The following is a 24,019-nucleotide window of genomic DNA, read 5'->3' as shown; positions in this document are numbered from 1 at the left end:
CAATGACGGAGCGGGGGCGTCCCTCGGGCGTGATCACACAGGAGAGAGACATGGGCCCCTGCTTGCGCAGGGGCGACGGTAGCTGGGCCAGCGTCACTCCACCCAGTCGAGGCCGAGGTCGCGGTAGACGCCGCGGTCCTCGTCCCAGCCGGGCTTGACCTTGACGTGCAGGTACAGATGCACCGGGCGATCGAGCAGCACCGCCAGCTCGGCACGTGCCTTCGCGCCGATCTCCTTGATCCGCGCACCGCCCTTGCCGAGAACGATCGCGCGCTGCGAGGTGCGTTCGACCATGATCTGCTGGTGGATCTCGGTCGAGCCGTCCTCGCGGTCGGTGAACTTCTCAGTCTCGACGACGCTGGCGTAGGGCAGCTCGGCGTGGAGTTGCAGGTACAGTTGCTCGCGCGTCACCTCGGCGGCCATCGCGCGTTCGGTCGCGTCGGAGACGTGATCCTCGGGGTAATGCCACGGTGCCGCCGGCAGCGCCTTGGCCAGCTCCCGCTTGAAATGGGCGACGCCGTCACCGGTCTGCGCGGAGATGAAGAACGTCTCCGCGAACGGCAGCAGCGCGTTGAGCCGCTCGGCGTGAAGCAGCAATTTGGGCTTGTCGGCGAGATCGACCTTGTTGAGCACGAGATAGATCGGCTCGGGCCGACCCTTCAGCGCCTCGGCGATTTCGGTCACCTTGGGGCCGAGCCCGCCCTTGCCGTCCACGACCAGCGCGATCACGTCCGCGCCCTCGGTCCCGCCCCACGCCGCCGACACCATCGCGCGGTCGAAGCGGCGCTTCGGCTCGAAGATGCCGGGCGTGTCGACCAGCAGCAGCTGCGTATCGCCGTCGATCGCGACGCCCATCAGCCGGGTGCGGGTCGTCTGCGCCTTGGGGCTGACGATCGCGACCTTCTGCCCGACCAACGCATTGACCAGCGTCGACTTTCCGGCGTTCGGCGCGCCGACTACCGCGACGAGGCCGCAATGTTGCCCGCCTGCGTCCCCGGGCGAATGTTGCGAATGTTGAGACGCTGGCGGGTTGGATTCAGGCTCGGTCATTCGCCCGCAATGACATTCTTGAGCCGCGAGAAGAAGCCCTGGCTCTGCGGGCATTCCTCACCGGTCTCGGTTTCGCGGAACTCCTCCAGCAACGCGCGCTGGCGGGTGCTGAGCTTGGTCGGGGTCTCGACGTCGATCTGGATGACCAGATCGCCGTTCCCGCGGCCTTGCAGCACCGGCATCCCCGCACCGCGCTGACGCAGTTGCTTGCCCGACTGGATGCCGGCCGGGATCTTCACCTCGTGGCGCTTGCCGTCGAGACCGGGGATCGACAGCGTTCCGCCGAGCGCGGCGGTGGTGAAGCTGATCGGCGCGCGCGCGAACAGCGTCGTGCCCTCACGCTCGAACAGCGCGTGCCGCTTGACGTGGAGGAAGATGTAGAGGTCACCGGCCGGTGCGCCGCGCGCGCCCGCCTCGCCCTCGCCGGTCAGCCGGACGCGCGTGCCCTCGTCGACGCCGGGCGGGACCGAGACGGCGAGCGTCTTGGTCTTCTCGACGCGCCCCTCGCCGCGACAGTCGGCGCACGGATCGGTGATGACCTGCCCCGAGCCGTGGCAAAGCGGACAGGCGCGCTCGACGACGAAAAAGCCCTGTTGCGCGCGCACCTTGCCGTGGCCGTGGCAATGCTGGCAGGTGTGCGCGTGCGTGCCCGGCTTCGATCCGGTGCCGTGGCAGGGGTCGCACGGCGCGGAGATGTCGACGGTGATCTCCGTCTCCTTGCCGTGGAACGCCTCCTCGAGCGTGATCTCCATGTCGTAGCGCAGGTCGGCGCCGCGACGCGTCTGCTGTCGCCCGCCACCGCCGCGCTGGCCGCCCATGAACTCGCCGAACACGCTTTCGAAAATATCGGAGAAGCCGCCGAAATCCTGCGACTGGTGCCCGCCGCCGCCGTTGCGGAACGCGGCATGGCCGAAGCGATCATAGGCCGCACGCTTCTGCGGGTCCTTGAGGCAGTCATACGCCTCGCTGACCGCCTTGAACTTCGCCTCGGAATCCTTGCACCCGGCGTTCTTGTCGGGATGATACTTCATCGCGAGCTTGCGGTACGACGATTTGATCGTCGCCGCATCGGCGGTGCGCTCGCATTCGAGCAGCTCGTAATAGTCGATTTCGGTCATGCGGCCTCTAGGTCGGATCGGCATTCCGGCAGGAAGGTGCGGACGACCCGGGATTTAACACCGTCATCCCCGCGGAGGCGGGGATCCAGAACCTTTGACGTCAGCGATCGAAGCGAAACGCCTGCGCGTCTGGATCCCCGCCTGCGCGGGGATGACGGGTTGGAAAGGGTAGGGCGTGGGTGCGAGGGGGCGGCCACGAACGCTGACTTGCGGTGCATCGTCACCTTTCCTCACTGCCCCTCTCCCGACCCTCTCCCCACAGGGGAGAGGGCTAGGATGTCACCTTACTTCTGCTCGTCGACTTCCGAGAATTCGGCGTCGACCACGTCGTCCTTCTTGGCCTCTTCGGCACCCGCCTCGCCCTGCGGCGCGGCATCGGCCTGCTGCTGCTTCTCGTAGATCGCCTGACCGAGCTTCATCGCGACCTGCGCCAGCGCCTGGCTCTTCTCGTTCATCTGCTCCGGGTCGCCGCCCTCGACCGCCGCCTTCGCCGCGTCGATCGCCGACTGGATCTCGCCCTTCAGCGATTCATCGACCTTGTCGCCATTGTCGGCGAGCTGACGCTCGGTGGTGTGGATCAGCGATTCGGCGTTGTTCTTCGCCTCGGCTGCCGCACGGCGCTTCTTGTCCTCCTCGGCAAACGACTCGGCGTCGCGGACCATCTTGTCGATGTCGGCGTCCGACAGACCGCCCGAGGCCTGGATCTTGATCTGCTGCTCCTTGCCGGTGCCCTTGTCCTTGGCGGATACGTTCACGATGCCGTTGGCGTCGATGTCGAACGTCACCTCGATCTGCGGCACGCCGCGCGGGGCCGGGGGGATGCCGAGCAGGTCGAACTGGCCGAGCAGCTTGTTGTCCGCCGCCATCTCGCGCTCGCCCTGGAAGACGCGGATCGTCACCGCCTGCTGATTGTCATCGGCAGTCGAATAGGTCTGCGACTTCTTGGTCGGGATCGTGGTGTTGCGGTCGATCATGCGCGTGAACACGCCGCCCAGCGTCTCGATGCCAAGCGACAGCGGGGTCACGTCGAGCAGCAGCACGTCCTTGACGTCGCCCTGCAGCACGCCGGCCTGGATCGCGGCGCCCATCGCGACGACCTCGTCCGGGTTGACGCCGGTGTGCGGGTCCTTGCCGAAGAACTGCTTCACGACCTCACGGACGCGCGGCATGCGGGTCATGCCGCCGACGAGCACGACTTCGCTGATCTCGCTGGCCGACACGCCGGCATCCGCCAGCGCCTTCTTGCAGGGGTCGAGCGTGCGCTTGATCAGGTCCTCGACCAGACGCTCCAGATCGGCGCGGGTGATCGTCTTCACCAGATGCTTCGGGCCGTTCTGGTCCGCGGTGATGAAGGGCAGGTTGACCTCGGTCGACGCCGCCGACGACAGCTCGATCTTCGCCTTCTCGGCGGCTTCCTTCAGACGCTGGAGCGCGAGCTTGTCCTTGGCGAGGTCGATGCCCTCGTCCTTCTTGAATCCCTCGGCCAGATATTCGACGATCTTGTTGTCGAAATCCTCGCCGCCCAGGAAGGTGTCGCCGTTGGTGGCCTTCACCTCGAACACGCCGTCGCCGATCTCGAGGATCGAGACGTCGAAGGTGCCGCCGCCGAGGTCATAGACCGCGATCGTCTTGCCGTCCTGCTTGTCGAGGCCATAGGCCAGCGCCGCCGCGGTCGGCTCGTTGATGATGCGCAGCACTTCGAGGCCGGCGATCTGCCCGGCGTCCTTGGTCGCCTGACGCTGCGCGTCGTTGAAGTAGGCCGGGACGGTGATGACCGCCTGCGTGACCGTCTCGCCGAGGTACGATTCGGCGGTTTCCTTCATCTTCTGGAGCGTGAAGGCGCTGATCTGCGACGGGCTGTATTCCTTGCCGCCGGCGCTGACCCATGCATCGCCATTGCCGCCCTTCACGATGTGATAGGGGACCAGCTCGGTATCCTTCTTGGTGACCGGATCGTCGAAGCGGCGGCCGATCAGGCGCTTCACCGCGAAGATCGTGTTGTCGCCATTGGTGACGGCCTGACGCTTGGCGGGCTGCCCGATCAGTCGCTCGCCATCCTTGGCGAACGCGACGATCGACGGCGTGGTGCGCGCGCCTTCCGCATTCTCGATCACCTTGGCCTTGCCGCCTTCCATCACGGCCACGCACGAATTGGTGGTGCCGAGGTCGATACCGATAACTTTTGCCATGAGTGCTTTACCTAGCCCCTGCATATTTGTGACTTCATCGCCGCCACGCCCCGTTACGGCAGCGCAACCGCGTGTGACGAAGGGCGATATAGGTGGCGTGATCCGGCCCGCAAGATTGCCGCATGCTGTCTGCGGGAACCATTGCCTGTTCGCTGCGTGGAACGTAGAGGAGCCCATCATGCAGACCGCCCGCATCTACCAGCGCCCGAAGAACGCCATGCAGTCCGGCAAGGCCCGTACCGACACGTGGCAGCTGGAGTTCGAGCCCGGCGAGGCCAAGCGCCCCGATCCGCTGACCGGCTGGGCCGGCAGCGGCGACACGCGTGACCAGATCCGGCTGTTCTTCCCGACGTGCGAGGCGGCGGTCGCTTATGCCGAGGCGCAGGGTCTGGCGTATACGGTGATCCCGACACCGGAGAAGAAGCTGAAGCTGCAGAGCTACGCGGATAACTTTCGCTGAGGTGACGAGGGTTTGGATGCCGTCGCCCCGGACTTGAAGGGGGGCCCCGCTGCTTTTCGGCGGTCCGGGTAAGAAGAAGCGGGATCCCGGATCAAGTCCGGGATGACGTGACTGGGTTGGGCCAGCCAAACAACGTCGTCGCCCCTGCGCAGGCAGGGGCCCATGTCTGTCGAATTGATGAGCGCGGTCTGACACAAGCGCGGCGCGTAATGTGTCGAATGTTCCGACCGATCAAACAGTCATAGGCCCCTGCCTGCGCAGGGGCGACGGTGTTGGCGCGACGGTTACGCGATCAGCACATCCGCGAGCAGCACCAGCATCTTGACGTCCATCGCCACCCCCGCGGCACGCTTCTGCGCGACGAACGCGGCGATCTCGGTGCGCGGCACCAGATGTACCTCGATATCCTCGTCCGCCTCGCCACCGCCGTCGCCGACCTTCACCAGATCGTGCGCGCGCACCAACGTGAAGCCTTCGCTGTTCATCCCCGGCGAGGAATGGAAGAAGCCCAGCTCCTCGATCCGCCCGGCGCGATAGCCGGTTTCTTCCTCCAGCTCCCGCGCCGCGCCGACCGCAACCGCCTCACCCTCGGTTTCGTCGCCGATCAGCCCGGCGGGCAGTTCGAGGCAGCGTTGCCCGAGCGGCACGCGATATTGCTCGACCAGCACCACGCGGTCGGCGTCGTCGATCGCGACGATCACTGCCGCCTGGATGCCGCGCTGGCGGGCGACGAACTCCCAGCCGCCTTGCTTGACGACCTTGATATAGCGCCCTTCCCAGGCGGTTTCGGGTGGAAAGGCGGCGTCGCGGTGCGGATGGGTCATGCGCGTCGTTTACCGGCGCGGCGGCGCTTGGCGAAGCGGAAAGTCGCACCTACCCTCGGGCGCGACGGGCAACAGGGAAGGAAGCCGATCATGCTCAAGGATTTCCGGGCGTTCATTGCGCGGGGCAACGTGCTGGATCTGGCGGTGGGCGTCATCATCGGCGGCGCGTTCGCGACCATCACCAAATCGCTGACCGACGACGTCATCATGCCGATCGTCGGGGCGCTGTTCGGCGGCTTCGACTTTTCCAGCTATTTCATTCGGCTCGGGCCGGTGCCCGCCGACTATAAGGGCTCGCTCGCCAGCTATGCGCAGCTCAAGGCGGCGGGGGTGCCGCTGCTGGGGTATGGCGAGTTCATCACCGTCGTCATCAACTTCGTGATCCTCGCGTTCATCGTCTTCCTGCTGATGCGCAGCGTCAACAAGCTGATCGCGACCGTCGAGCGCGAGAAGGCCGTCGGCGACGCGGAGCCGGCTGCCGATCCCGCCGAAGTGGTGCTGCTGCGCGAGATCCGCGACGAGCTGAAGGCGCGCCCGCGCGACTGACCACCGTCGCCCCTGCGTAGGCAGGGGCCTATGGCTGTCTCGTAATTCGGGCGGTCTGACACAATTAGCGCCGCGCCTGTGTCAGACCGATCGGCACATTCGACAGACATGGGCCCCTGCCTTCGCAGGGGCGACGGAATGAAAAAGGGCCGGGGGATCGCTCCGCCCGGCCCTTTTCTCTGCGCGACGCTGGCGATCAGTGCGTCTCGTGCACCTCGACGATGCCACGGCCGAGGTGGCTGTGGCCGCGGCTATAGCCGAAGTAGATCACCAGCCCGACCGCGCCCCATACCGGCAGCACCAGCATCGCCGCCGAGGGCAGGTTGAAGAACAGGAACACGCAGCCCGCGATCGTCAGCGGCCCGACCAGCCACAGCGCCGGGGTGCGGAAGCTGCGCGGCTGGTTCGGGGCGGTGCGGCGCAGGATCATCACCGCCACTGCCACCATCGCAAAGGCGTAAAGCGTCCCGGCATTGGCGATGTCGGCCAGCTGACCGACCGGCAGAAAGGCGGCGGCGAACGCCACGCCGACCCCGGTCATCGCGGTCACGATGTGCGGCGTCTTCCACTTCGGGTGAACGGTCGAGAGTCGCTCGGGGAGCAGCCCGTCGCGGCTCATCACAAAAAAGATGCGCGTCTGGCCGAACATCAGGATCAGGATCACCGAGGGCAACGCGACGAACGCGGCGATGCCGAGCAGATTGCCGACGCCCGACCAGCCGATCGTGCGCAGGACGTGCGCCAGCGCCTCGCCCGAGCAGACCAGCGCGTCCTTGTACTGCGGCAACGCGCATTCGCGAGCCAGTTCCTCGGAGCCGGCCGGGAAGGGGATGCCGTTCGGTCCCATGATCGGTTGCCCGCCGATCGTCCCGATCGCGCCCGCCGCGACTAGGATATAGAAGACGGTGCAGAACAAGAGCGACCCGATCAGTCCGATCGGCACGTTGCGCTGCGGGTTCTTGGTCTCCTCCGCGGCGGTCGAGACCGCGTCAAACCCCACGTAGGCGAAGAAGATCGTCGCCGCCGCACCGACCGCGCCGACGCCGGTGCCGAACCCGCCGAACACGCCGGCCGGCAGGAACGGATTGAAGCGCTCGGCGCTGAAATAATCGCTCGGCAGCGTCAGCGCGACGAAGGCGGTCAGCGCGGTGACCTTGATCGCGACCAGCACGGCGTTGACGCGCGCGCTCTCGGTGGTGCCGATCATCAGCAGCCAGGTGATGAGCAGCGCGATGACGATCGCGGGCAGGTTGATGAACCCGCCCGGCGCGCCGCCCAGCGCCAGCGGCGCCGCCGACAGCCATGATGGCAGATGGACGCCGAGAAATTGATTGAGGATCGTGCCGGTGAAATATCCCGACCAGCCGACCGCGACCGCGCTGGCGGCGACCGCATATTCGAGGATCAGCGCCCAGCCGACCGTCCAGGCGAGCAGTTCGCCCATCGTCGAATAGGTGTAGGTATAGGCCGATCCCGCCACGGGGATCATCGCCGCGATCTCGGCATAGCAGAGCGCGGCGACGATGCAGATCGCACCCGCGATCGCGAAGGCGAGCATCAGGCCGGGACCGGCCTTTTGCGCGCCCGCCGCGGTCAGCACGAAGATGCCGGTGCCGATCACGCAACCGATGCCGAACAGCGTGAGCTGGAACCAGCCGAGCGTGCGATGCAGCGACTTTTTCTCGGCGGTGGCGAGGATGGCGTCGAGAGGTTTGACGCGCCCGAATATCATGTAGGTCGAAGCCCCCGGAAGTCAGATTTGACGGGAGCCTAGCGGCGGATCGCGGCTGCGCAATAGTGTTGCGCTACGATGACGCTTTCAGTCGCGGCTGTCGTTGTGCACCAGCATGGGACCGAGCGCGCGTCCGCCGAGGATGTGGACGTGGAGATGCGGCACTTCCTGATGCGAATCGAGCCCGGTGTTGGCGAGCAGCCGATAGCCGCTGGCGACCAGCCCGGCAGCGCGCGCCGCCTGTCCGATGGCGCGCGTGAAGCTTACGATCTCGGCCTCGCTGGCGTTGGCGGAGAAATCGTCCCAGCTGACATAGCTGCCGCGCGGCACCGCCAGCAGGTGCGTCGGTGCCCAGGGGGCGATGTCTTTGAAAACGATCGTGTGATCGTCCTCATAGACACGGCTGGACGGGATCTCGCCGCGCAGCAGCCGGGCGAAGATGTTGCCGTCGTCATAGGGCAGGGTGGCGTCGACGCTCATGCGCGGTTCCTCATTCGGCGCGGAAGGAGAGCGGGAGCGGACCGCGTGCCGCCTTTTCCTCGTGCCCGCTGGTCCCCTCGCGGTGCGCCAGCTCGGCGCGAACGTCGTCGGGTGTCAGGCCGGCGTCGGCGAGCAGGACAAACAGATGGTAGATGAGGTCCGCCGCTTCGGGGACGATCGCGCGGGAATTCTGACCCATCGCGGCGATGACGATCTCGGTGGCTTCCTCACCGATCTTCTGCGCGATGCGGGCACGGCCGCGCGCGAACAGCGAAGCGGTGTACGAGCCATCGGCATCGGCACCCTTGCGTGCGGCGATCGTTGCGAACAGCCTGTCGAACGTGTCGGTAGCAGTCATAAAGCCGAGGTGCCGCGTGAGACGCGCGGGGTCAAGAATGATGCGGAAGCGCCGTCACGCCGGGACGGGCCCGGCATGACGAAGCCACATCAGACCGCAGGCGGATAGCGCGACGGCTGACCCGCTTTGCTCGCACGGTGGCGGTCATACGCCTTCTTCGCGACATAGGCGCCGCCGAGCGCCCAGCCGAGCGGCCCCATCCGCGTCACCGCGCGCGCGGCGACCGCACCGAGGATCGCGCCACCCGCGCCGCCGTCACGCCCGCGCCGGTCGAGTTCGCGCCCGATCAGTCCGCCCAAAATGCTGCGAATCATGCCTTGATCCTTTCCGATACGCTGTCACCGAGGATTTCGATTCCCTTCAGCACGCCCCAGCCGATCGCCCAGGTGGCGACGACCGGCAGTGCGACCTTCAGGACGTTGGCGGTAATCGCGCCATACAATGCGCCGTCGGCGGCGCTGTCGTCGCCCGACATCGAGTCGATCGCGCCGCCGATCAGCGCACCGATCGTGGTAGCACCCATGTTGATGACCCCTGTTCGTTTCGCATCAACAATGCCGGGGGAGCGGTGCGGTTCCGGTTGACGTGCCTGCCTTTGCCGTCACCCCGGCCTTGAGCCGGGGTCCCGCTTCTTCCTCTTGACGGTCAAATGGAAGATCAGGGCGCCGGATCGATCCAGCACGTCATTGCGAGCGCAGCGAAGATCCAGAGTGGTGGGCCCGGACGGTGGATTGCCGCGTCGCTTCGCTCCTCGCAATGACGTTCACGGGTGTTGTCGTCACGCGCCAGAAAAGCGGGGCCCCGGATCAAGTCCGGGGCGACGGGCTTTAGGAACGCCCCAGCATCGCCTCGGGCCGGACCACCCGGTCGAAGGTTTCCGCATCGACCAGCCCCAGCGCGAGCCCCGCCTCCTTCAGCGTCAGCCCCGCTTCATGCGCATGCTTGGCGATCTTGGCGGCATTGTCGTAGCCAATCTCGGGCGCGAGCGCGGTGACCAGCATCAGCGAGCGGTCGAGCAGCTCGGCGATCCGGCCTTCGTTGGCGGTCAGCCCCTCGACGCAACGTTCGGCGAAACTGTCGCAACCGGTCGCGAGCAGGTCGATCGAGCGCAGCACCCCCGCGCCGATCACCGGCTTGAAGACGTTGAGTTCGAGATGCCCCTGCGCGCCGCCGACCGTCACTGCCACGTGGTTGCCGATCACCTGCGCCGCGACCATCGTCAGCATCTCGCACTGCGTCGGATTGACCTTGCCGGGCATGATCGAGCTGCCTGGCTCATTGGCGGGCAGATCGAGTTCGCCGAGCCCACAACGCGGGCCGGAGCCGAGCAGCCGGATGTCGTTGGCGATCTTGGTGCACGCCACTGCCAGCGTATTGAGCGTGCCCGATAGATGGACGAGCGGATCGTTGCTCGCCAGCGCCTCGAAGAAATTCTCGGCCGGGCTGAACGCGATGCCGGTGATCGCGCCGAGTTCGGCGCAGACATCGCGCGCGAAATCGGCGGGGGCGTTGAGTCCGGTGCCGACCGCGGTGCCGCCCTGCGCGAGCCGGTCGGTGCCCTGTTCGACCGCCGGCCCGATTCGCTTGAGGCAGCGGTAGAGCTGGTGCGCATAGCCCGAGAATTCGTCGCCGAGCGTCAGCGGGGTTGCGTCCTGCAGATGCGTGCGGCCAATCTTGACGAGGTCGCGCCATTGCTGCGCCTTGGCGTCGAGCGCGGCGTGGAGCCGTTCGACCGCGGGCAGCAATCGCTGCCGCACCGCGATCGAGCAGGCGATGTGCAGCGCGGTCGGGAAACTGTCGTTCGAGGATTGACCGCGGTTGACGTCGTCATTGGGGTGGACGGGCGACTTGCCGCCGCGCGTGCCAGTCAGGATCTCGTTGGCGCGGCCGGCGATCACCTCGTTGACGTTCATGTTGCTCTGCGTGCCGCTGCCGGTCTGCCAGATGACGAGTGGGAAGTGATCGTCGAGCGCGCCCGACGCGACTTCCTGCGCGGCCTGTTCGATCGCCTCGGCCTTTTCGGCGGCAAGCCCGTGGCGGCGGTTGACGCGCGCGGCGGCCTGTTTGACGAGTGCCAGCGCATGGACGATCTCGATCGGCATCCGCTCGCGCGCGCCGAACGGGAAGTTTTCGAGGCTGCGCTCGGTCTGCGCGCCCCAATAGGCGTCGGCGGGGACGTCGATGGGGCCGATCGAGTCGGTTTCGGTACGGGTGGCCTGGGTCATGCAGGGATAACTGGCCGGGCGGGCGGTTGTTGCGCAATGGGTCGCGTTCGTCATCCGCGGCGGGCGCGGGGCACGGTCATACCGCCCCACTCCCACCGTCATTCCCGCGGAGGCGGGAATCCAGACGCGCAGGTTCTCGCAAGGGCCGCGACGTCAGAGGTTCTGGATCCCCGCCTTCGCGGGGATGACGGAGGGGGCGGGGATAACGGGGGTGTGGCTCAGCCGATCCGCTTCGACAGGAAGAAGCGCGCCTCGCCGGGCGGGTAATCGTCGATCTGCCCGAACACGCCGTAGCCGAGCTTCTCGTAGAAGCCGCGCGCCTGAAAGCTGAACGTGTCGAGCCAGATGCCGACGCAGCCGAGCCGGCGCGCCTCGTCCTCTGCCGCCAGCATCAATGCGCGGCCCTGTCCCGTGCCGCGCGCTTCGGGCGGGAGCGCGAGATATTTGATGAACAGCCAGCGATAGCTCGCCTCCGCCCACAAGCCGCCGATCGCGACGCCGGCGTCGTCGCGCAGCACGAGCGCGAGCTTGTGGCGCTCGGTCGGGCCGGCGGCGGCGTCATTGTGCGCGGCCAGCGGCGCGAGGATTGCGTCGAGTTCGGCGTCGCCGGGGTTGGGGATGAAGTCGATCATGTGTCAGCCTTTACTTCGTCGTCCCGGACTTGATCCGGGACCCCGCTTCTTCTGATCGCGGCAGAAGCGGGACCCCCGGATCAAGTCCGGGGTGACGTCGGAGGCGGCGGGCACGTCATGGGAGTAAATCCCATGACGTCGGACGCGGGCGTTGCCGCGCCGGCCGTGTCCGCGCCTCGCTGCGCGACCGCGGCGCACTGGTGCGCCGCTGGCGCGGTCACTTCTTCCTTTTGAAATCCACCGCCACGACGTTCGAGCCGTCCTCGACCGGGGTCACGCTCGGCCCGTCGTTCTCGGCCGGGTCGTGCGGGCCGGGGCCGTCGCCGGGGCCTTCCTGCGCCTGGAAGCGCAGCTCGAAATTGACCGTCGGGTCGTGGAAGCCGGTGATCGCCGAATAGGGGATGACCAGCTTCGACGGCACCTGGTTGAAGCTGAGGCCCACCGAGAAGCGCTCCTGATCGACCGTCAGGTCCCAGAAGCGGTTCTGGAGGACGATCGTCATCTCGTCCGGGAAGCGCTCGATCAGCCGTTGCGGGATGTCGACCCCGGGCGCTTGCGTCTTGAAGGTGATGTAGAAGTGGTGCTCGCCCGGCAGACCGCCCGACTCGGCCACGGTTCCCAGCACGCGCCCCACGACCGCGCGCAGGGCTTCCTGCACGATTTCGTCATAGGGGATCAGGCTGTCGGGCAGCATATCGCTCATGGCCGCCATGGGTAGCGCGGTGCGCGGCATGGTCAAGGTTGCTTGGAACGACATGCGCGTTATGGACGACGCGATATGCGCACCGCCACGATCCGCCGCGACACTTCGGAGACGAAGGTCGCCGTCACCGTCAACCTCGACGGGACGGGGGTTTACGACGTGAAGACCGGCGTCGGCTTCTTCGATCATATGCTCGAACAGCTTTCGCGCCACGGGCTGATCGACCTGCACGTCCGCTGCGATGGCGACCTGCACATCGACGCGCATCACACCGTCGAGGACACCGCGCTGGCGATCGGCAGCGCGGTGGCGCAGGCGCTCGGCGACAAGCGCGGGATCCGCCGTTACGGCGACGCGCTGAGCCCGATGGACGAAACGCTGACCCGCGTCGCGCTCGACATCTCGGGGCGGCCGTGGCTGGTGTGGCGCGCGCGCTTCTCGCAGGCGCAGCTGGGCGGCATGGACACCGAGATGTTCCAGCATTTCTTCCACAGCTTCGCGCAGAACGCCGGGATCACGCTGCACATCGAGACACTGTACGGCGACAACAACCATCATATCGCCGAGAGCATGTTCAAGGGGCTGGCGCGCGCGCTGCGCGCCGCGGTCGAGATCGATCCGCGCAAGGCCGATGCGATCCCCTCGACCAAGGGGATATTGTGACGGGGTTCCGCGCCGGCGGCGAGCTGTGCGTCGTGCTGCTCAGCTATGTGCGGCCGCTCGATGAAGTGGATGCGCAGATGGCGGCGCATGTCGCGTGGCTGGAGCAGGGGTTCGAACAGGGTGTGTTCCTTGTCGCGGGGCGGCGCGCGCCGCGCACCGGCGGGGTGATCGTGATGCGCGGCGCGCATGAGGCAGTCGAGCGGGTCGTCGCGACCGATCCGTTCGTGACCAGCGGCGTCGCGACGGCGGAGGTCGTGCCGTTCAGCGCCAGCTTCGCCGCGACCGAGTTGCACGTGTGGCTGGCATGACGCTTGCGCTGATCGACTATCAGGCCGGCAACCTCCATTCGGTGGAGAATGCGTTGCGCGCGGCGGGCTGCGCTGATCTGACCGTCACCGCCGACCCCGAGGTGGTGCGGCGCGCCGATCGCATCGTGCTGCCCGGCGTCGGCGCGTTCGGCGCGTGCGCGGCGAACCTGCGCGCGGTGCCGGGGATGGTCGCGGCGATGGAGGAGCGGGCGCTCGGGCACGGCGCGCCGTTTCTGGGCATCTGCGTCGGCATGCAGTTGCTTGCCGAGACGGGCGAGGAACTCGGGGTCCATAAGGGGCTCGGCTGGATCGCGGGCAGCGTGCGGCGGATCGACCCGGCGGGTAGCGATGCCAAGGTGCCGCACATGGGCTGGAACGACGTGGTGCCGACCGCCGGCCATCCGCTGATCGTGCCCGGCGAGGCTTATTTCCTCCACAGCTACGCCTTCACCGGCGCCGGCGTGGTCGCGACCACCGACCATGCCGGCCCGGTGACCGCCGCGATCGCGCGCGACACGGTGCTCGGCGTGCAATTCCACCCCGAAAAGAGCCAGCGCTACGGCCTGGCGCTGCTCGAAAGGTTTCTGGCATGGCGTCCCTGATCGTCTTCCCCGCGATCGACCTCAAAGGCGGACAGGTCGTCCGGCTTGCAGAGGGCGATATGGCGCGCGCGACCGTCTATGGCGACGATCCCGCCGCACAGGCGCAGGCGTTCGCCGATGCGGGCGCGACGCACCTGCATGTCGTCGATCTCGACGGCGCATTCGCGGGCGAGAGCGTCAATGGTGACGCGGTGCGCGGGATCGTAGCGGCTTTCCCCGGCAAGGTGCAGCTCGGCGGCGGCATCCGAACGCCTGAGGCGGTCAAGGCGTGGCTCGATCTCGGCGTCGCGCGGGTGGTGATCGGCACCGCCGCGCTCGAACAGCCGCAGTTCGTGCGCGACATGGCGGCGCGCTATCCGGGGCAGATCGTCGTTGCGGTCGACGCGCGCGACGGAATGGTCGCGACCAAGGGCTGGGCGGAGGTCTCCACCACCAGCGTCGCCGATCTCGCGCGGCAGTTCGAGGATGCGGGCGTGGCGGCATTGCTGTTCACCGATGTCGGGCGCGACGGGTTGCTCAAGGGCTGCAACGTCGCCGCGACTGTCGCACTTGCGCGCGAGGTGCGCATCCCGGTGATCGCCAGCGGCGGGGTCGCGAATATCGACGACATCCACCATCTCGCCGCGCATGCCGATGACGGCGTTGAGGGCGTCATCACCGGGCGCGCGCTGTACGACGGGCGGCTCGACTTGGGCGACGCCCTGCAGGTGGCGGGGCGCTGACCCGCGTGATGGCCGGGCGCATCGGCGCGGTGCTGGCGCGCGCCGACCGCTTCCTGCTGCTGCTGATCGCGACCGTCGCGCTCGCCGCGGTGTTTCCGGCGCGGGGCGAGGCGGCATTGTGGGTCGAACATGGCACCACCGTCGCGGTGGCGTTGCTGTTCCTGCTGTACGGCGCGCGGCTCGCGCCACAGGCGATCTGGGCGGGGCTGGCGCAATGGCGGTTGCAGCTGCTGGTGTTCGCCAGCACCTTCCTGCTGTTCCCGCTGATCGGCCTCGGTGTGGCGGCGGCGACGCATGCGTGGCTGCCCGCGCCGATCGTCACCGGGCTGCTGTATCTCTGCCTGTTGCCGTCGACCGTCCAGTCGTCGATCGCCTTCACCTCGATCGCGCGCGGCAACGTGCCCGCCGCGCTGTGCAGCGCGTCGCTGTCGAATCTCGTCGGGGTGGTCATCACGCCGTTGCTCGTTGCGCAATTGCTTGCGACCGCCAGTGGCGGGCTGTCGCTCGATGCGCTGCGTGACATCGCCTTGCAGATACTGCTGCCGTTCGTCGTCGGGCAGGCGATCAGGCCGTGGGCGCGGGGCTGGCTGCTCGCGCATCCGCTACTGACCAAGGTGGTCGATCGCGGATCGGTGCTGGTGGTCGTCTATGCCGCGTTCGGCGCAGGCGTGGTCGCCGGGCTGTGGCACCATGTCTCGCCGCTGACATTGGTGGCGATCGTGCTCATCTCGCTGGTGATCCTCGCGGTCGTGATCGGCGCGACGACGCTGGCGTCGCGCGCGCTGGGGTTCACGGTGCCCGACGAGATCGCGACCGTCTTCTGCGGGTCCAAGAAGAGCATGGCGAGCGGCATTCCGATGGCGGCGATCCTGTTCCCGGCGCACAGCGTCGGGCTGGTCGTGCTGCCGCTGATGATCTTCCACCAGGTGCAATTGTTCGTCTGCGCATGGCTGGCGCGGCGCTATGCGGAGCGCGCCGAGTGACTCGCTTGCCCCGCCGTCGCCGCGCGGGCATGAGCCGCGCATGACCGTGCGCGCCCGTGTGATCCCGTGCCTCGACGTTGCCGGCGGGCGCGTCGTCAAAGGCGTCAATTTCGTCGATCTGGTCGATGCCGGCGATCCGGTCGAACAGGCGCGCGCCTATGACGCGGCGGGGGCGGACGAACTCTGCTTCCTCGACATCACCGCCAGCCATGAGGCGCGCGGCACGATCCTCGACGTCGTGCGGCGGACGGCGGCGGTGTGCTTCATGCCGCTGACGGTCGGCGGCGGGGTGCGTAGCGCCGAGGATGCGCGCGCGCTGCTGCTGGCCGGTGCCGACAAGGTCGCGGTCAATTCCGCGGCGGTGGCGCGACCCGAGGTGGTCGCCGACATCGCCGAACGCTTCGGCAGCCAGTGCTGCGTCGCCAGCGTCGACGCGCGGCGTGTCGGCGATGGCTGGGAGGTGTTCACGCATGGCGGTCGCCGCGCGACCGGGATCGACGCGGTCGAACATGCGCTGCGGCTGACCGAACTGGGCGCGGGCGAGTTGTTGGTGACGTCGATGGACCGCGACGGGACCAAGGGCGGCTACGACCTCGACCTGATCCGCGCAATCGCCGACCGCACCGCGGTGCCGGTGGTGGCGAGCGGCGGGGTCGGGTCGCTGGGCGATCTGGTCGCGGGGGTGGTCGAGGGGCACGCCTCGGCGGTGCTGGCGGCGTCGATCTTCCACTTCGGGCAGGCGACGGTGGCGGAGGCGCACGCCGCGCTGGCGGCGGCGGGGGTGCCGGTGCGGGCGCCGTTGCAATAAGCGGGGGCGCTTGCGGCGTTGAGGCGTGGTGAGATTGAACGCATATATTTGATGGAAAGCGAATGTTTCCATCACTGCCGTGCTAGTCGTCCTCCATGCCGCCACAGCGCGCCGTCGGATCATCCACTCCAGCTCTGACGACGACCTGTACGGTTCGGCCTAAAAGATGGATCGTCTGTTTCACGTCCTTCGATCTCGCGGTCTTGTAGGAAATCATAAACTTGTCGTTGGCTAGCCAACTCACGTTCACACCGTAAGCGCAGTCGCTACGAGTGGCACCGTAAACCCGGCTACAGCGTGGTTCCACCGCAAAGGCCAGTTGCGGGCAACATCAACTTCATAGCCATAGCTCGTCGTGGCTCCGCCGTTCGTCTCGGTAATGCTCGCGACCAAGCCGTTGTCGGGCGACTTCACGCGAGCAACCACTACCCTTAAAACGCAGGTGCCTAGAAGCAGGCAGACGCAGAAGACGAAACTAAGGACAGCGACTCCGCAACAGCCCTTTAGACCAAGCCGCGATGGATCATAGGTCATGTGTCATCCATCCGCTTGATCTAGCTGTGATAACCGACGTCCGGAACTCGACTTGAAAAACTTCTTAGACTAATCGGCTTTTGCGAGCGAAAGGATTGGCAAACTGCGTGCAAAAATGGGTTGTTTCTTTTGCTCCGCTCACAACCACGCCGCCCCCGCATGTTCCCCCAGCCGCGGGCTCGGCCGTGCTGCCACCGCGCGCTCGCCGTCGTAGCGGATCGGCGAGGCGAGGCCGGGGATGCCGGCCATCGCCAGCTGCATCCCGCGCGCGATCACTTGCGGGTCGGCGAAGACCTGATCGATGCGGTTGACCGGGCCGACCGGCACGCCCGCCGCCTCCAGTGCGGCGAGCAAATCGGCGGCACGCCACAGGACGGTGCGCGCCACGAGCAGCGGGAGCAACGCGGCGCGATTGGCGACGCGCGCGGGGTTGGTTGCGAACCGCGCGTCCTCCGCCAGCGCCGGTACATCCAGAACCGCGCACAGCTTGGCGAACTGGCGATCGTTGCCGACCGCGACGATCAGGTCGCCGTCGCTGGTCGGGAAGCTCTGGTACGGGGCGAGGTTGGGATGGCCGTTGCCGAGCCGCTGCGGCACCTCCCCGCTCGCCATCCAGTTGAGCGCCTGATTGGCGAGCACTGCGACCTGCGTGTCGAGCAGCGCCATGTCGATATGCGTGCCGACCCCGCTCGATGCCCGCGCGACCACCGCGGCGAGGATCGCGACCGTGGCATAGACGCCGGTGAACAGATCGGCGTGCGCGACGCCGCCCTTCTGCGGGGGTCCGTCGGGCTCGCCGGTGATCGACATCATCCCGCCCATGCCCTGAATGATGAAGTCGTAACCGGCGCGCTGCGCATAGGGGCCGTCCTGTCCAAAGCCGGTGATCGAACAGACGATCAGCCGTGGATCGGCGGCGCGCAACGCAGCCGGGTCGAGCCCGTATTTGGTCAGCCCGCCGACCTTGTAATTCTCGATCACCACATCCGCGCCGGCGGCGAGCGCGCGGACCTGCGCCTGTCCCTCAAGGGTGGCGATGTCAATCGCGACCGAACGCTTGCCGCGGTTGCAGGCGTGGTAATAGGCCGCCGAGCCGCGCTCGCCGGGCGTGTCGGCGACGAACGGCGGGCCCCAGTGGCGGGTATCGTCGCCCTCGCCGGGGCGCTCGACCTTGATGACGTCCGCGCCGAGGTCGGCGAGCAACTGCCCGGCCCACGGGCCGGCGAGGATGCGCGCGAGTTCGAGGACGCGTAGGCCGGCGAGGGGGCGGTGGGTCATGCGCTTCGGTCTAGCGCGCGGGAGGGTTCGCGCGAAGCCGGCAAGATTTTCTGGTTCACGCGGGGGCGCGGAGACGCGGAGAAAGGAAGAGAGTGTCTGCCGGCCGAACTGTCGCTCCGGCGGCAGGCTTACCCGACCCCACGATCGGGAGACCCTCTTCTTTTTCTCTCCGCGTCTCCGCGCCTCCGCGTGAACATCATTGCGCTGCGTCGCATCGTCGCACGCCCGGCGGGTTGAACACTCCCGCCCGCGCCGCCTAAGACCCCGCGCAACAGTCACGAAGAGGTTGCCCCCATGAAGACCCGCGCCGCCGTCGCGTTCGAGGCGAAGAAGCCGCTGGAGATCGTCGAGCTGGATCTCGAAGGCCCGAAGGCCGGCGAGGTGCTGGTCGAGATCATGGCGACCGGCATCTGCCACACCGATGCCTACACGCTCGACGGGCTCGACAGTGAGGGGCTGTTCCCCAGCGTGCTCGGCCACGAGGGCTGCGGCGTCGTCCGAGAGGTCGGCGCGGGCGTGACCAGCGTCGTGCCGGGCGATCACGTCATCCCGCTCTACACCCCCGAATGCCGCCAGTGTAAGTCGTGCCTCAGCGGCAAGACCAACCTGTGCACCGCGATCCGGGCCACGCAGGGGAAGGGCTTGATGCCCGACGGCACGACGCGCTTCAGCTACAAGGGGCAGCCGATCTACCATTATATGGGCTGCTCGACCTTCTCGAACTTCACCGTGCTGCCCGAGATTGCGGTCGCCAAGATCCGCCCCGACGCGCCGTTCGACACCAGCTGCTATATCGGTTGCGGCGTCACGACCGGGGTCGGCGCGGTGGTCAACACCGCCAAGGTCGAGGTCGGCGCGACGGTGATCGTGTTCGGGCTCGGCGGGATCGGGCTCAACGTCATCCAGGGCGCGAAGCTGGCCGGCGCGGCGCGGATCGTCGGGGTCGACATCAACCCCGATCGCGAGGAATGGGGGCGGCAGTTCGGGATGACCGACTTCGTCAACCCGAAGGACGTTGGCGATGTCGTCCAGCATCTGGTCGCGCTCACCGATGGCGGCGGCGACTATACGTTCGACTGCACCGGCAACACCGTCGTGATGCGGCAGGCGCTGGAGAGCGCGCATCGCGGCTGGGGCGAGTCGATCGTGATCGGCGTCGCCGAGGCGGGCAAGGAGATCAGCACGCGGCCGTTCCAGCTGGTCACCGGGCGCGTCTGGAAGGGTACCGCGTTCGGCGGCGCGCGCGGGCGCACCGATGTGCCGAAGATCGTCGACTGGTATATGAACGGGATGATCCAGATCGATCCGATGATTACGCACCGGCTGACGCTGGACGAGATCAACAAGGGTTTCGACCTGATGCATGCCGGCGAGAGCATCCGCAGCGTCGTGGTCTATTGAGGGAGGGGGCGACGATGTTCAGTCATGTGATGGTCGGGTCGAACGACGTGGCGCGGTCGAAAACATTCTACGACGCGCTGTTCGCCGCGTTGGGTGGGCGCGAGGGGCGGCAGGACGACAAGGGCCGCGTCGTCTACGCGCATGACGGCGCGCTGTTCATGATCTCGCGCCCGATCGACGGCGAGCCGGCGTGCCACGCCAACGGCGGGACGATCGGCTTTCGCATGACCGGGCCGGAACAGGCGCAGGCATGGCACGAAGCCGGCGTGGCCAATGGCGGTACCGCGATCGAGGACGCGCCGGGCGTGCGCACCAGCCCGTTCGGGCAGCTCTACCTCGCCTATCTGCGCGATCCGGACGGCAACAAGCTGTGCGGCGCGTATCGCGTGCCGGCGTGATCTAGCCCATCGTCATCCCGGACTTGATCCGGGATCCCGCTTCTCGCGACCGCAGTAGAAGCGGCGCCCCGGATCAAGTCAGGGGCGACGGACGGGAGGGCTCGTCCGTTCAGATGGTCGCTCCGTCACGCAGACTATTCCGAAAGGATCACCTATGGAAACTGTCTCCACCGCCCGCGCGCATGGCGGGACGCAGGGCGTGTACCGGCATCGCTCGACCGCGACCGGCACCGACATGACCTTCTCGGTCTATGTCCCCGATCACGCACCGGGCACGACGCTGCCGGTGGTTTGGTATCTGTCGGGCCTGACCTGCACGCACGCCAATGTCACCGACAAGGGCGAGTTCCGCCGCGCCTGCGCCGAGCACGGCTTGATCTTCGTCGCGCCCGACACCAGCCCGCGCGGCGACGATGTGCCCGACGAGGACGCATGGGACTTCGCGAAGGGCGCCGGCTTCTACGTCGACGCGACCGAGGCGCCGTGGGCGACGCATTACCGGATGTGGTCCTATGTCACCGCGGAGCTGCCTGCGCTGGTCGGCGAACACTTTCCCGCCGCCATGGCGCGACAGTCGATCATGGGGCATTCGATGGGCGGGCACGGCGCGCTGACCGTCGCGCTGCGCCATCCCGAACGGTTCCGCGCCGTCTCCGCCTTCGCGCCGATCGTCGCGCCGACCCAAGTGCCATGGGGCAAGGCGCTCGACCGCTATCTGAGCGACGACCCCGCCGCGCAGCGCCGACACGATGCGGTCGCGCTGATCGAGGATGGCGCGCGCGTTCCGGAAATACTGGTCGATCAGGGCGATGCCGATTCGTTCCTCACCGAGCAACTCCGCCCCGACCTGCTCGCAACCGCCTGCGCCGATGCCGGAATTGACCTGACGCTGCGGATGCAGCCGGGCTACGACCACAGCTATCACTTCATTTCGACCTTCATGGCCGATCATCTCGCGTGGCACGCGGCGCGGCTGCGCGCTTGACGCAAGCGGGCGGGGCGGGGCATCAGCCCCCATGCACGATCGCCTGACCGCCGACCCGCACCACATGAAGCGTCGCGGATTGCTGTTCGTCCTCTCCTCGCCGTCCGGCGCGGGGAAGTCGACGATCGCACGGATGCTGCTCGCCAGCGAGCCCGAGCTGTCGCTCTCGGTATCCGCCACCACCCGCGCGATCCGCAAGGGCGAGGAGGATGGCCGCGATTACCACTTCGTCTCGCTCGACCAGTTCCGCGAGATGGCGGCGAATCACGAATTCCTCGAATGGGCGCACGTCTTCGACCAACGCTACGGCACGCCGCGCGCGCCGGTCGATGCGATGCTGTCGGACGGCAAGGATGTGCTGTTCGATATCGACTGGCAGGGCGCGCAGCAGCTCCACCAGATCGCGGGCGGCGACGTGGTGCGCGTCTTCATCCTGCCGCCGTCGATGGAGGAACTCCGCCGCCGGCTCGAGGGCCGCGCCACCGACGCGCAGGAGATCATCGACCGCCGCATGAGCCGCGCCGATGCCGAGATCAGCCATTGGGACGGTTATGACTATGTGCTGGTCAACGACGATGTCGAGAGCTGCTACGCCAAAGTGAAGACGATCCTCGCCGCCGAGCGGTTGAAACGCTCGCGCCAGACCGGGCTGATCGGGTTCATCCGCAAGCTGCGCACGCCGGCGGGGTAGGGGGGCTCCGTCATTCCCGCGCAGGCGGGAATCCAGAACCTCTGACGTCAATGGCTGTTGCGAAGACCTGCGCGTCTGGATTCCCGCCTGCGCGGGAATGACGGATTTGATGGTGAATTTCCGCGCTTCTTCGCCGATGTGACGTGGGTTGCCGCCGTTATTGCCCCGACGTTGCGCCCTCGACCACCGTTTCGAACACCTGCGACCGGTCCGGCCCCTCGGCGATGTGGAGCAGCACCCAGGTGTCGCCGCGCCGCGCGATGCGGACGCGGATACGGTCGTTGAACAGCCCGTCCGCCAGCCCGGTCGGCGCGACCTTGCCCGAATTGAGGATCAGCGCGCCCATGTCGCGCCCGCAAGCGGGGCCTGTGCAGGCGAACACCGTCTCGAACCCGGCGGCTTTCAGCAGATCGATGTAATAGCGCTCGATCTGAAGCGGGGCGGTCGCCGGCTTGATGCGGTAATCGATGTGCGTGACCTGCCCGGTGAGCAGGCGACGGTTGGCGGTATCGTCCTCGGCGGCGATCGCGCCGGTCGGCATCGTCACTTCGTCCTCCGAAGCCCCGCGATAGCCGTCGATCTCCGCACCGGTGTAGCGCGGGACCAGCGGATGATCGGCCCCGTCGCTATCCTGCGCCAGCGCGGGCGCCCCGGCGACCGATACCGCTGCGATCAATGCCACCATCCAGCCCGTGCGCGTCGTTCATCTATCCCCGTCGTCGATCGTTACGGAGGTATGCCCTACTCGTGATCGTGCCCGCAACCCGGCCGGGGATCGTCCAGCAACGACAGGAACCGCGTCGCCGCGTCGTAATCACGGCGCTTGTCCTCGCGGGCCTGCGTCGCAAGTGAATCCTCGCCCCAGCGTTCGGCCTGCCAGTCCTCGTCGACCATGGCCGCCCGCCACAAAGCGTCGGCGGAAATCGCGCCCTCGGCCAGTGCCAGCGCTCCCACCAGCGTACCGGTCAGCGTCACCAGCGGTGACAGCGCGGCCAGCGCGAAGGCATCGCGGCTCGCCACCGCCTCGGCCAGCCGTGCGACGGTCGCGGGCGGCTGTGCGCGGTGCATCACGCCGGTGACGATCTCGAAATGCACGTCGTAGCGCTCGCGCGCCCAGTCGAGCAGCGGGTCCCATGCGGCCGCCTGCCGCGTAACCAGCTCGGCGGGCGCGTCGGCGCGATAACAGAGCAGGTCGCTTTCGGCATAGGCGGCCAGCCCGGCGGCGAATCCCTCCGGCGCCGGCGCGATGCGGTCGATCGCGGCGTTGGCGAGCCCGGTCAGCGGCATCGCGCGCGGGTCGAGCGTTTCGCCCACCGCGCGCCACTCGTCCGCCACCGCCCCGGCGAGCGCAGCGGTCGGCAGCGCGAGCGGCGCGCGTCCCGGCGTCCGCACCGGGCGCGCGTCGAGCCGGATCGCACGGTCGGCATCCACCGTCACCCCGGTCCAGAAACGCTTCACTTCGGGCTCCTCCAGCGCCGGGCCAGTGCGCGCGGTACGGTGGCGATCATCCACAAGGCACTGACGACGATCGCCACACCCAACAGCTTCGGCCCCAGCGTCTGCGCCCGCCCCAGCAACACCACGCCGAGCAACGCGCCGGCGGTCCCCGCCAGCCGCGTCGCGACGATCGCCGCCCAGCGGCCGCGCGCCGGATCGCTCATGCCGCGAGACACGCGGGCAGATCGGCGCAGCGATGCGCGATGCGCTCGGCGCCCGCCTGCCACAGCGCGTCCTCGCGATGATAGCCCCAGCTGACGCCGATCGCGCGGGCACCCGCCGCGCGCGCCATCGCCATGTCGAAAGTCGTGTCGCCGATCATCGCGGTCATATGGGGCAGCGCACCCGCCTCCGCCATCGCGGCGTGCAGCATGGCGGGATCTGGCTTGGAGGGATGCCGGTCGGCGGTCTGGAGCGTGACGAAGCGGTCGGCGAGCCCGTGGACCGCCAGTACGTGCGCGAGGCCGCGATCCGACTTGCCCGTAGCCACGCCGAACGACCAGCCTTCCCGCGCCAGCGCGTCGAGCGCCTCGACCAGCCCGTCGTAGAGCGGCTCGGCATCCAGCTCGCCGTCCTCGCGCATCCGGCGGAAGATCGCCTTGTACGCATCGGCCAGCGCCAGATGCACCGCCGCGGGGAGGTCGGGCACCAGCACCGCCATCGCTTCGACGAGGCTCAAGCCGACGATCGCGCGAGTCGCCGCGCGCGGCGGCGGGGCCAGCCCGAGCGCGGCAAAGGCGTGTTCCATGACGCGGCAGATATTGGCCTGACTGTCGACGAGCGTGCCGTCGCAATCGAAAACCGCGAGTTTGATGGGCATGTATCGCCTGTT

29 protein-coding genes are annotated in these 24,019 nt (G+C 67.7%); 12 read left to right on the top strand and 17 right to left on the bottom strand.

Annotated features, from left to right (window positions below; all coding sequences use genetic code 11):
- Positions 1-93: 93 nt before the first annotated feature.
- From era to dnaK, 3 genes are all read right to left on the bottom strand, one after another.
- Complete coding sequence (gene era, locus SPHPH_RS19490) at positions 94-1,050, bottom strand: GTPase Era (RefSeq protein ID WP_051272966.1); 957 nt, start codon at positions 1,048-1,050, stop codon at positions 94-96.
- Positions 1,047-2,168 carry a molecular chaperone DnaJ gene (gene dnaJ, locus SPHPH_RS0110945; RefSeq protein WP_028966734.1) on the bottom strand — a complete coding sequence of 374 codons (1,122 nt, stop codon included), beginning with the start codon at positions 2,166-2,168 and terminating at the stop codon, positions 1,047-1,049. Before dnaJ ends, era begins: the two co-directional genes overlap by 4 nt.
- Positions 2,169-2,452: 284 nt before the next feature.
- On the bottom strand, positions 2,453-4,357 hold the full coding sequence (dnaK, locus tag SPHPH_RS0110940; protein ID WP_028966733.1) for a molecular chaperone DnaK: 1,905 nt from the start codon (positions 4,355-4,357) through the stop codon (positions 2,453-2,455).
- Between the two features lie 178 nt (positions 4,358-4,535).
- Here dnaK and SPHPH_RS0110935 point away from each other — a divergent pair, with 178 nt between their 5' ends.
- Positions 4,536-4,817, top strand: a complete 282-nt coding sequence (locus SPHPH_RS0110935; RefSeq protein WP_028966732.1) for an ETC complex I subunit — start codon at positions 4,536-4,538, stop codon at positions 4,815-4,817.
- A gap of 284 nt (positions 4,818-5,101) precedes the next feature.
- Here SPHPH_RS0110935 and SPHPH_RS0110930 read toward each other — a convergent pair whose 3' ends face one another.
- Entirely contained in the window at positions 5,102-5,641 is a 540-nt protein-coding gene (locus SPHPH_RS0110930) for an NUDIX hydrolase (RefSeq protein ID WP_028966731.1), read from the bottom strand.
- 90 nt (positions 5,642-5,731) lie between these two features.
- On the opposite strand from SPHPH_RS0110930, the gene mscL reads away from it, so the two are divergent.
- Positions 5,732-6,187, top strand: coding sequence for a large conductance mechanosensitive channel protein MscL (gene mscL, locus SPHPH_RS0110925; RefSeq protein ID WP_028966730.1), 456 nt, complete (start codon positions 5,732-5,734; stop codon positions 6,185-6,187).
- 196 nt (positions 6,188-6,383) lie between these two features.
- Here the strand turns inward: mscL and SPHPH_RS0110920 are convergent, their stop codons facing one another.
- The 8 genes from SPHPH_RS0110920 to SPHPH_RS0110885 form a co-directional block, all read right to left on the bottom strand.
- Complete coding sequence (locus SPHPH_RS0110920; protein ID WP_028966729.1) at positions 6,384-7,919, bottom strand: amino acid permease; 1,536 nt, start codon at positions 7,917-7,919, stop codon at positions 6,384-6,386.
- Positions 7,920-8,006: 87 nt separating this feature from the next.
- Positions 8,007-8,399: an HIT domain-containing protein gene (locus SPHPH_RS0110915; protein WP_028966728.1), complete on the bottom strand. Its 393-nt coding sequence runs from the start codon at positions 8,397-8,399 to the stop codon at positions 8,007-8,009.
- Positions 8,400-8,409: 10 nt separating this feature from the next.
- A complete protein-coding gene (locus SPHPH_RS0110910) occupies positions 8,410-8,757 on the bottom strand; it encodes a phosphoribosyl-ATP diphosphatase (protein WP_028966727.1) in 348 nt (115 codons plus the stop codon).
- 89 nt (positions 8,758-8,846) lie between these two features.
- Complete coding sequence (locus tag SPHPH_RS0110905; protein WP_028966726.1) at positions 8,847-9,071, bottom strand: hypothetical protein; 225 nt, start codon at positions 9,069-9,071, stop codon at positions 8,847-8,849.
- Positions 9,068-9,280 (bottom strand): hypothetical protein, encoded by a 213-nt coding sequence (locus tag SPHPH_RS0110900; protein WP_028966725.1) that lies wholly within the window; start codon positions 9,278-9,280, stop codon positions 9,068-9,070. Before SPHPH_RS0110900 ends, SPHPH_RS0110905 begins: the two co-directional genes overlap by 4 nt.
- 304 nt (positions 9,281-9,584) lie before the next feature.
- The gene (gene fumC, locus SPHPH_RS0110895; RefSeq protein WP_028966724.1) at positions 9,585-10,982 is read right to left on the bottom strand and encodes a class II fumarate hydratase; all 1,398 of its coding nucleotides are present in this window, start codon (positions 10,980-10,982) and stop codon (positions 9,585-9,587) included.
- Between the two features lie 218 nt (positions 10,983-11,200).
- The gene (locus tag SPHPH_RS0110890; RefSeq protein ID WP_028966723.1) at positions 11,201-11,614 is read right to left on the bottom strand and encodes a GNAT family N-acetyltransferase; all 414 of its coding nucleotides are present in this window, start codon (positions 11,612-11,614) and stop codon (positions 11,201-11,203) included.
- A 217-nt stretch (positions 11,615-11,831) separates the two neighbouring features.
- Positions 11,832-12,317, bottom strand: a complete 486-nt coding sequence (locus SPHPH_RS0110885; RefSeq protein WP_028966722.1) for an SspB family protein — start codon at positions 12,315-12,317, stop codon at positions 11,832-11,834.
- Positions 12,318-12,392: 75 nt separating this feature from the next.
- On the opposite strand from SPHPH_RS0110885, the gene hisB reads away from it, so the two are divergent.
- Genes hisB through hisF form a run of 6 tightly spaced genes read left to right on the top strand, consistent with a single transcriptional unit; the run spans position 12,393 to position 16,403 of the window.
- Positions 12,393-12,980 (top strand): imidazoleglycerol-phosphate dehydratase HisB, encoded by a 588-nt coding sequence (hisB, locus tag SPHPH_RS0110880; RefSeq protein WP_028966721.1) that lies wholly within the window; start codon positions 12,393-12,395, stop codon positions 12,978-12,980.
- Positions 12,977-13,288, top strand: a complete 312-nt coding sequence (locus tag SPHPH_RS0110875; RefSeq protein WP_238303039.1) for a YciI family protein — start codon at positions 12,977-12,979, stop codon at positions 13,286-13,288. The genes hisB and SPHPH_RS0110875 overlap by 4 nt, the downstream gene beginning before the upstream one ends.
- Complete coding sequence (gene hisH / locus SPHPH_RS0110870; protein ID WP_028966719.1) at positions 13,285-13,890, top strand: imidazole glycerol phosphate synthase subunit HisH; 606 nt, start codon at positions 13,285-13,287, stop codon at positions 13,888-13,890. Before SPHPH_RS0110875 ends, hisH begins: the two co-directional genes overlap by 4 nt.
- Entirely contained in the window at positions 13,878-14,612 is a 735-nt protein-coding gene (gene hisA, locus SPHPH_RS0110865) for a 1-(5-phosphoribosyl)-5-[(5-phosphoribosylamino)methylideneamino]imidazole-4-carboxamide isomerase (RefSeq protein ID WP_081668600.1), read from the top strand. The genes hisH and hisA overlap by 13 nt, the downstream gene beginning before the upstream one ends.
- A gap of 8 nt (positions 14,613-14,620) precedes the next feature.
- Positions 14,621-15,595: a bile acid:sodium symporter family protein gene (locus SPHPH_RS0110860; RefSeq protein WP_051273284.1), complete on the top strand. Its 975-nt coding sequence runs from the start codon at positions 14,621-14,623 to the stop codon at positions 15,593-15,595.
- 40 nt (positions 15,596-15,635) lie between these two features.
- Positions 15,636-16,403 carry an imidazole glycerol phosphate synthase subunit HisF gene (gene hisF, locus SPHPH_RS0110855; protein WP_028966716.1) on the top strand — a complete coding sequence of 256 codons (768 nt, stop codon included), beginning with the start codon at positions 15,636-15,638 and terminating at the stop codon, positions 16,401-16,403.
- A gap of 672 nt (positions 16,404-17,075) precedes the next feature.
- Here the strand turns inward: hisF and SPHPH_RS0110850 are convergent.
- Positions 17,076-18,215: a CaiB/BaiF CoA transferase family protein gene (locus SPHPH_RS0110850; RefSeq protein ID WP_028966715.1), complete on the bottom strand. Its 1,140-nt coding sequence runs from the start codon at positions 18,213-18,215 to the stop codon at positions 17,076-17,078.
- 294 nt (positions 18,216-18,509) lie between these two features.
- Between SPHPH_RS0110850 and SPHPH_RS0110845 the strand changes: the two genes are divergently transcribed.
- The 4 genes from SPHPH_RS0110845 (at position 18,510) to gmk (ending at position 21,690) form a co-directional block, all read left to right on the top strand.
- On the top strand, positions 18,510-19,616 hold the full coding sequence (locus tag SPHPH_RS0110845) for an S-(hydroxymethyl)glutathione dehydrogenase/class III alcohol dehydrogenase (protein WP_028966714.1): 1,107 nt from the start codon (positions 18,510-18,512) through the stop codon (positions 19,614-19,616).
- 14 nt (positions 19,617-19,630) lie between these two features.
- Entirely contained in the window at positions 19,631-20,014 is a 384-nt protein-coding gene (locus SPHPH_RS0110840) for a VOC family protein (RefSeq protein ID WP_028966713.1), read from the top strand.
- Positions 20,015-20,168: 154 nt separating this feature from the next.
- Positions 20,169-20,999: an S-formylglutathione hydrolase gene (gene fghA, locus SPHPH_RS0110835; protein ID WP_028966712.1), complete on the top strand. Its 831-nt coding sequence runs from the start codon at positions 20,169-20,171 to the stop codon at positions 20,997-20,999.
- Between the two features lie 31 nt (positions 21,000-21,030).
- Entirely contained in the window at positions 21,031-21,690 is a 660-nt protein-coding gene (gmk, locus tag SPHPH_RS0110830; protein ID WP_028966711.1) for a guanylate kinase, read from the top strand.
- A 157-nt stretch (positions 21,691-21,847) separates the two neighbouring features.
- Here gmk and SPHPH_RS19485 read toward each other — a convergent pair whose 3' ends face one another.
- From SPHPH_RS19485 to SPHPH_RS0110810, 4 genes are read right to left on the bottom strand one after another with little or no spacing between them, the layout of a single operon-like run.
- Positions 21,848-22,372, bottom strand: a complete 525-nt coding sequence (locus tag SPHPH_RS19485; RefSeq protein WP_156025977.1) for a hypothetical protein — start codon at positions 22,370-22,372, stop codon at positions 21,848-21,850.
- 59 nt (positions 22,373-22,431) lie between these two features.
- Positions 22,432-23,148, bottom strand: coding sequence for an ATP12 family chaperone protein (locus SPHPH_RS0110820; RefSeq protein ID WP_028966710.1), 717 nt, complete (start codon positions 23,146-23,148; stop codon positions 22,432-22,434).
- Complete coding sequence (locus SPHPH_RS0110815) at positions 23,145-23,351, bottom strand: hypothetical protein (RefSeq protein WP_028966709.1); 207 nt, start codon at positions 23,349-23,351, stop codon at positions 23,145-23,147. Before SPHPH_RS0110815 ends, SPHPH_RS0110820 begins: the two co-directional genes overlap by 4 nt.
- Entirely contained in the window at positions 23,348-24,007 is a 660-nt protein-coding gene (locus SPHPH_RS0110810) for an HAD-IA family hydrolase (RefSeq protein WP_028966708.1), read from the bottom strand. The genes SPHPH_RS0110815 and SPHPH_RS0110810 overlap by 4 nt, the downstream gene beginning before the upstream one ends.
- Positions 24,008-24,019: the final 12 nt, after the last annotated feature.

This window comes from Sphingomonas phyllosphaerae FA2, assembly GCF_000427645.1.
Taxonomy (GTDB): Bacteria; Pseudomonadota; Alphaproteobacteria; order Sphingomonadales; family Sphingomonadaceae; genus Sphingomonas; species Sphingomonas phyllosphaerae.
The sequence above is the reverse complement of the archived record's forward strand: the minus strand, read 5'-3'. Positions and strand labels throughout refer to the sequence as shown.

Excerpts from the sequence above, each read along its gene's own strand:
- mscL (WP_028966730.1), top strand. The coding sequence starts at position 5,732 with ATGCTCAAGGATTTCCGGGCGTTCATTGCGCGGGGCAACGTGCTGGAT.
- fumC (WP_028966724.1), bottom strand. The coding sequence starts at position 10,982 with ATGACCCAGGCCACCCGTACCGAAACCGACTCGATCGGCCCCATCGAC.
- SPHPH_RS0110845 (WP_028966714.1), top strand. The coding sequence starts at position 18,510 with ATGAAGACCCGCGCCGCCGTCGCGTTCGAGGCGAAGAAGCCGCTGGAG.
- SPHPH_RS0110930 (WP_028966731.1), bottom strand. The coding sequence starts at position 5,641 with ATGACCCATCCGCACCGCGACGCCGCCTTTCCACCCGAAACCGCCTGG.
- hisA (WP_081668600.1), top strand. The coding sequence starts at position 13,878 with ATGGCGTCCCTGATCGTCTTCCCCGCGATCGACCTCAAAGGCGGACAG.
- gmk (WP_028966711.1), top strand. The coding sequence starts at position 21,031 with ATGCACGATCGCCTGACCGCCGACCCGCACCACATGAAGCGTCGCGGA.
- SPHPH_RS0110890 (WP_028966723.1), bottom strand. The coding sequence starts at position 11,614 with ATGATCGACTTCATCCCCAACCCCGGCGACGCCGAACTCGACGCAATC.
- SPHPH_RS0110920 (WP_028966729.1), bottom strand. The coding sequence starts at position 7,919 with ATGATATTCGGGCGCGTCAAACCTCTCGACGCCATCCTCGCCACCGCC.
- SPHPH_RS0110935 (WP_028966732.1), top strand. The coding sequence starts at position 4,536 with ATGCAGACCGCCCGCATCTACCAGCGCCCGAAGAACGCCATGCAGTCC.
- fghA (WP_028966712.1), top strand. The coding sequence starts at position 20,169 with ATGGAAACTGTCTCCACCGCCCGCGCGCATGGCGGGACGCAGGGCGTG.
- dnaJ (WP_028966734.1), bottom strand. The coding sequence starts at position 2,168 with ATGACCGAAATCGACTATTACGAGCTGCTCGAATGCGAGCGCACCGCC.
- dnaK (WP_028966733.1), bottom strand. The coding sequence starts at position 4,357 with ATGGCAAAAGTTATCGGTATCGACCTCGGCACCACCAATTCGTGCGTG.
- SPHPH_RS0110905 (WP_028966726.1), bottom strand. The coding sequence starts at position 9,071 with ATGATTCGCAGCATTTTGGGCGGACTGATCGGGCGCGAACTCGACCGG.
- era (WP_051272966.1), bottom strand. The coding sequence starts at position 1,050 with ATGACCGAGCCTGAATCCAACCCGCCAGCGTCTCAACATTCGCAACAT.
- SPHPH_RS0110885 (WP_028966722.1), bottom strand. The coding sequence starts at position 12,317 with ATGAGCGATATGCTGCCCGACAGCCTGATCCCCTATGACGAAATCGTG.
- SPHPH_RS0110900 (WP_028966725.1), bottom strand. The coding sequence starts at position 9,280 with ATGGGTGCTACCACGATCGGTGCGCTGATCGGCGGCGCGATCGACTCG.
- SPHPH_RS0110915 (WP_028966728.1), bottom strand. The coding sequence starts at position 8,399 with ATGAGCGTCGACGCCACCCTGCCCTATGACGACGGCAACATCTTCGCC.
- hisH (WP_028966719.1), top strand. The coding sequence starts at position 13,285 with ATGACGCTTGCGCTGATCGACTATCAGGCCGGCAACCTCCATTCGGTG.
- SPHPH_RS0110860 (WP_051273284.1), top strand. The coding sequence starts at position 14,621 with ATGGCCGGGCGCATCGGCGCGGTGCTGGCGCGCGCCGACCGCTTCCTG.
- SPHPH_RS0110840 (WP_028966713.1), top strand. The coding sequence starts at position 19,631 with ATGTTCAGTCATGTGATGGTCGGGTCGAACGACGTGGCGCGGTCGAAA.
- hisB (WP_028966721.1), top strand. The coding sequence starts at position 12,393 with ATGCGCACCGCCACGATCCGCCGCGACACTTCGGAGACGAAGGTCGCC.
- hisF (WP_028966716.1), top strand. The coding sequence starts at position 15,636 with ATGACCGTGCGCGCCCGTGTGATCCCGTGCCTCGACGTTGCCGGCGGG.
- SPHPH_RS0110850 (WP_028966715.1), bottom strand. The coding sequence starts at position 18,215 with ATGACCCACCGCCCCCTCGCCGGCCTACGCGTCCTCGAACTCGCGCGC.
- SPHPH_RS0110910 (WP_028966727.1), bottom strand. The coding sequence starts at position 8,757 with ATGACTGCTACCGACACGTTCGACAGGCTGTTCGCAACGATCGCCGCA.
- SPHPH_RS0110810 (WP_028966708.1), bottom strand. The coding sequence starts at position 24,007 with ATGCCCATCAAACTCGCGGTTTTCGATTGCGACGGCACGCTCGTCGAC.
- SPHPH_RS0110815 (WP_028966709.1), bottom strand. The coding sequence starts at position 23,351 with ATGAGCGATCCGGCGCGCGGCCGCTGGGCGGCGATCGTCGCGACGCGG.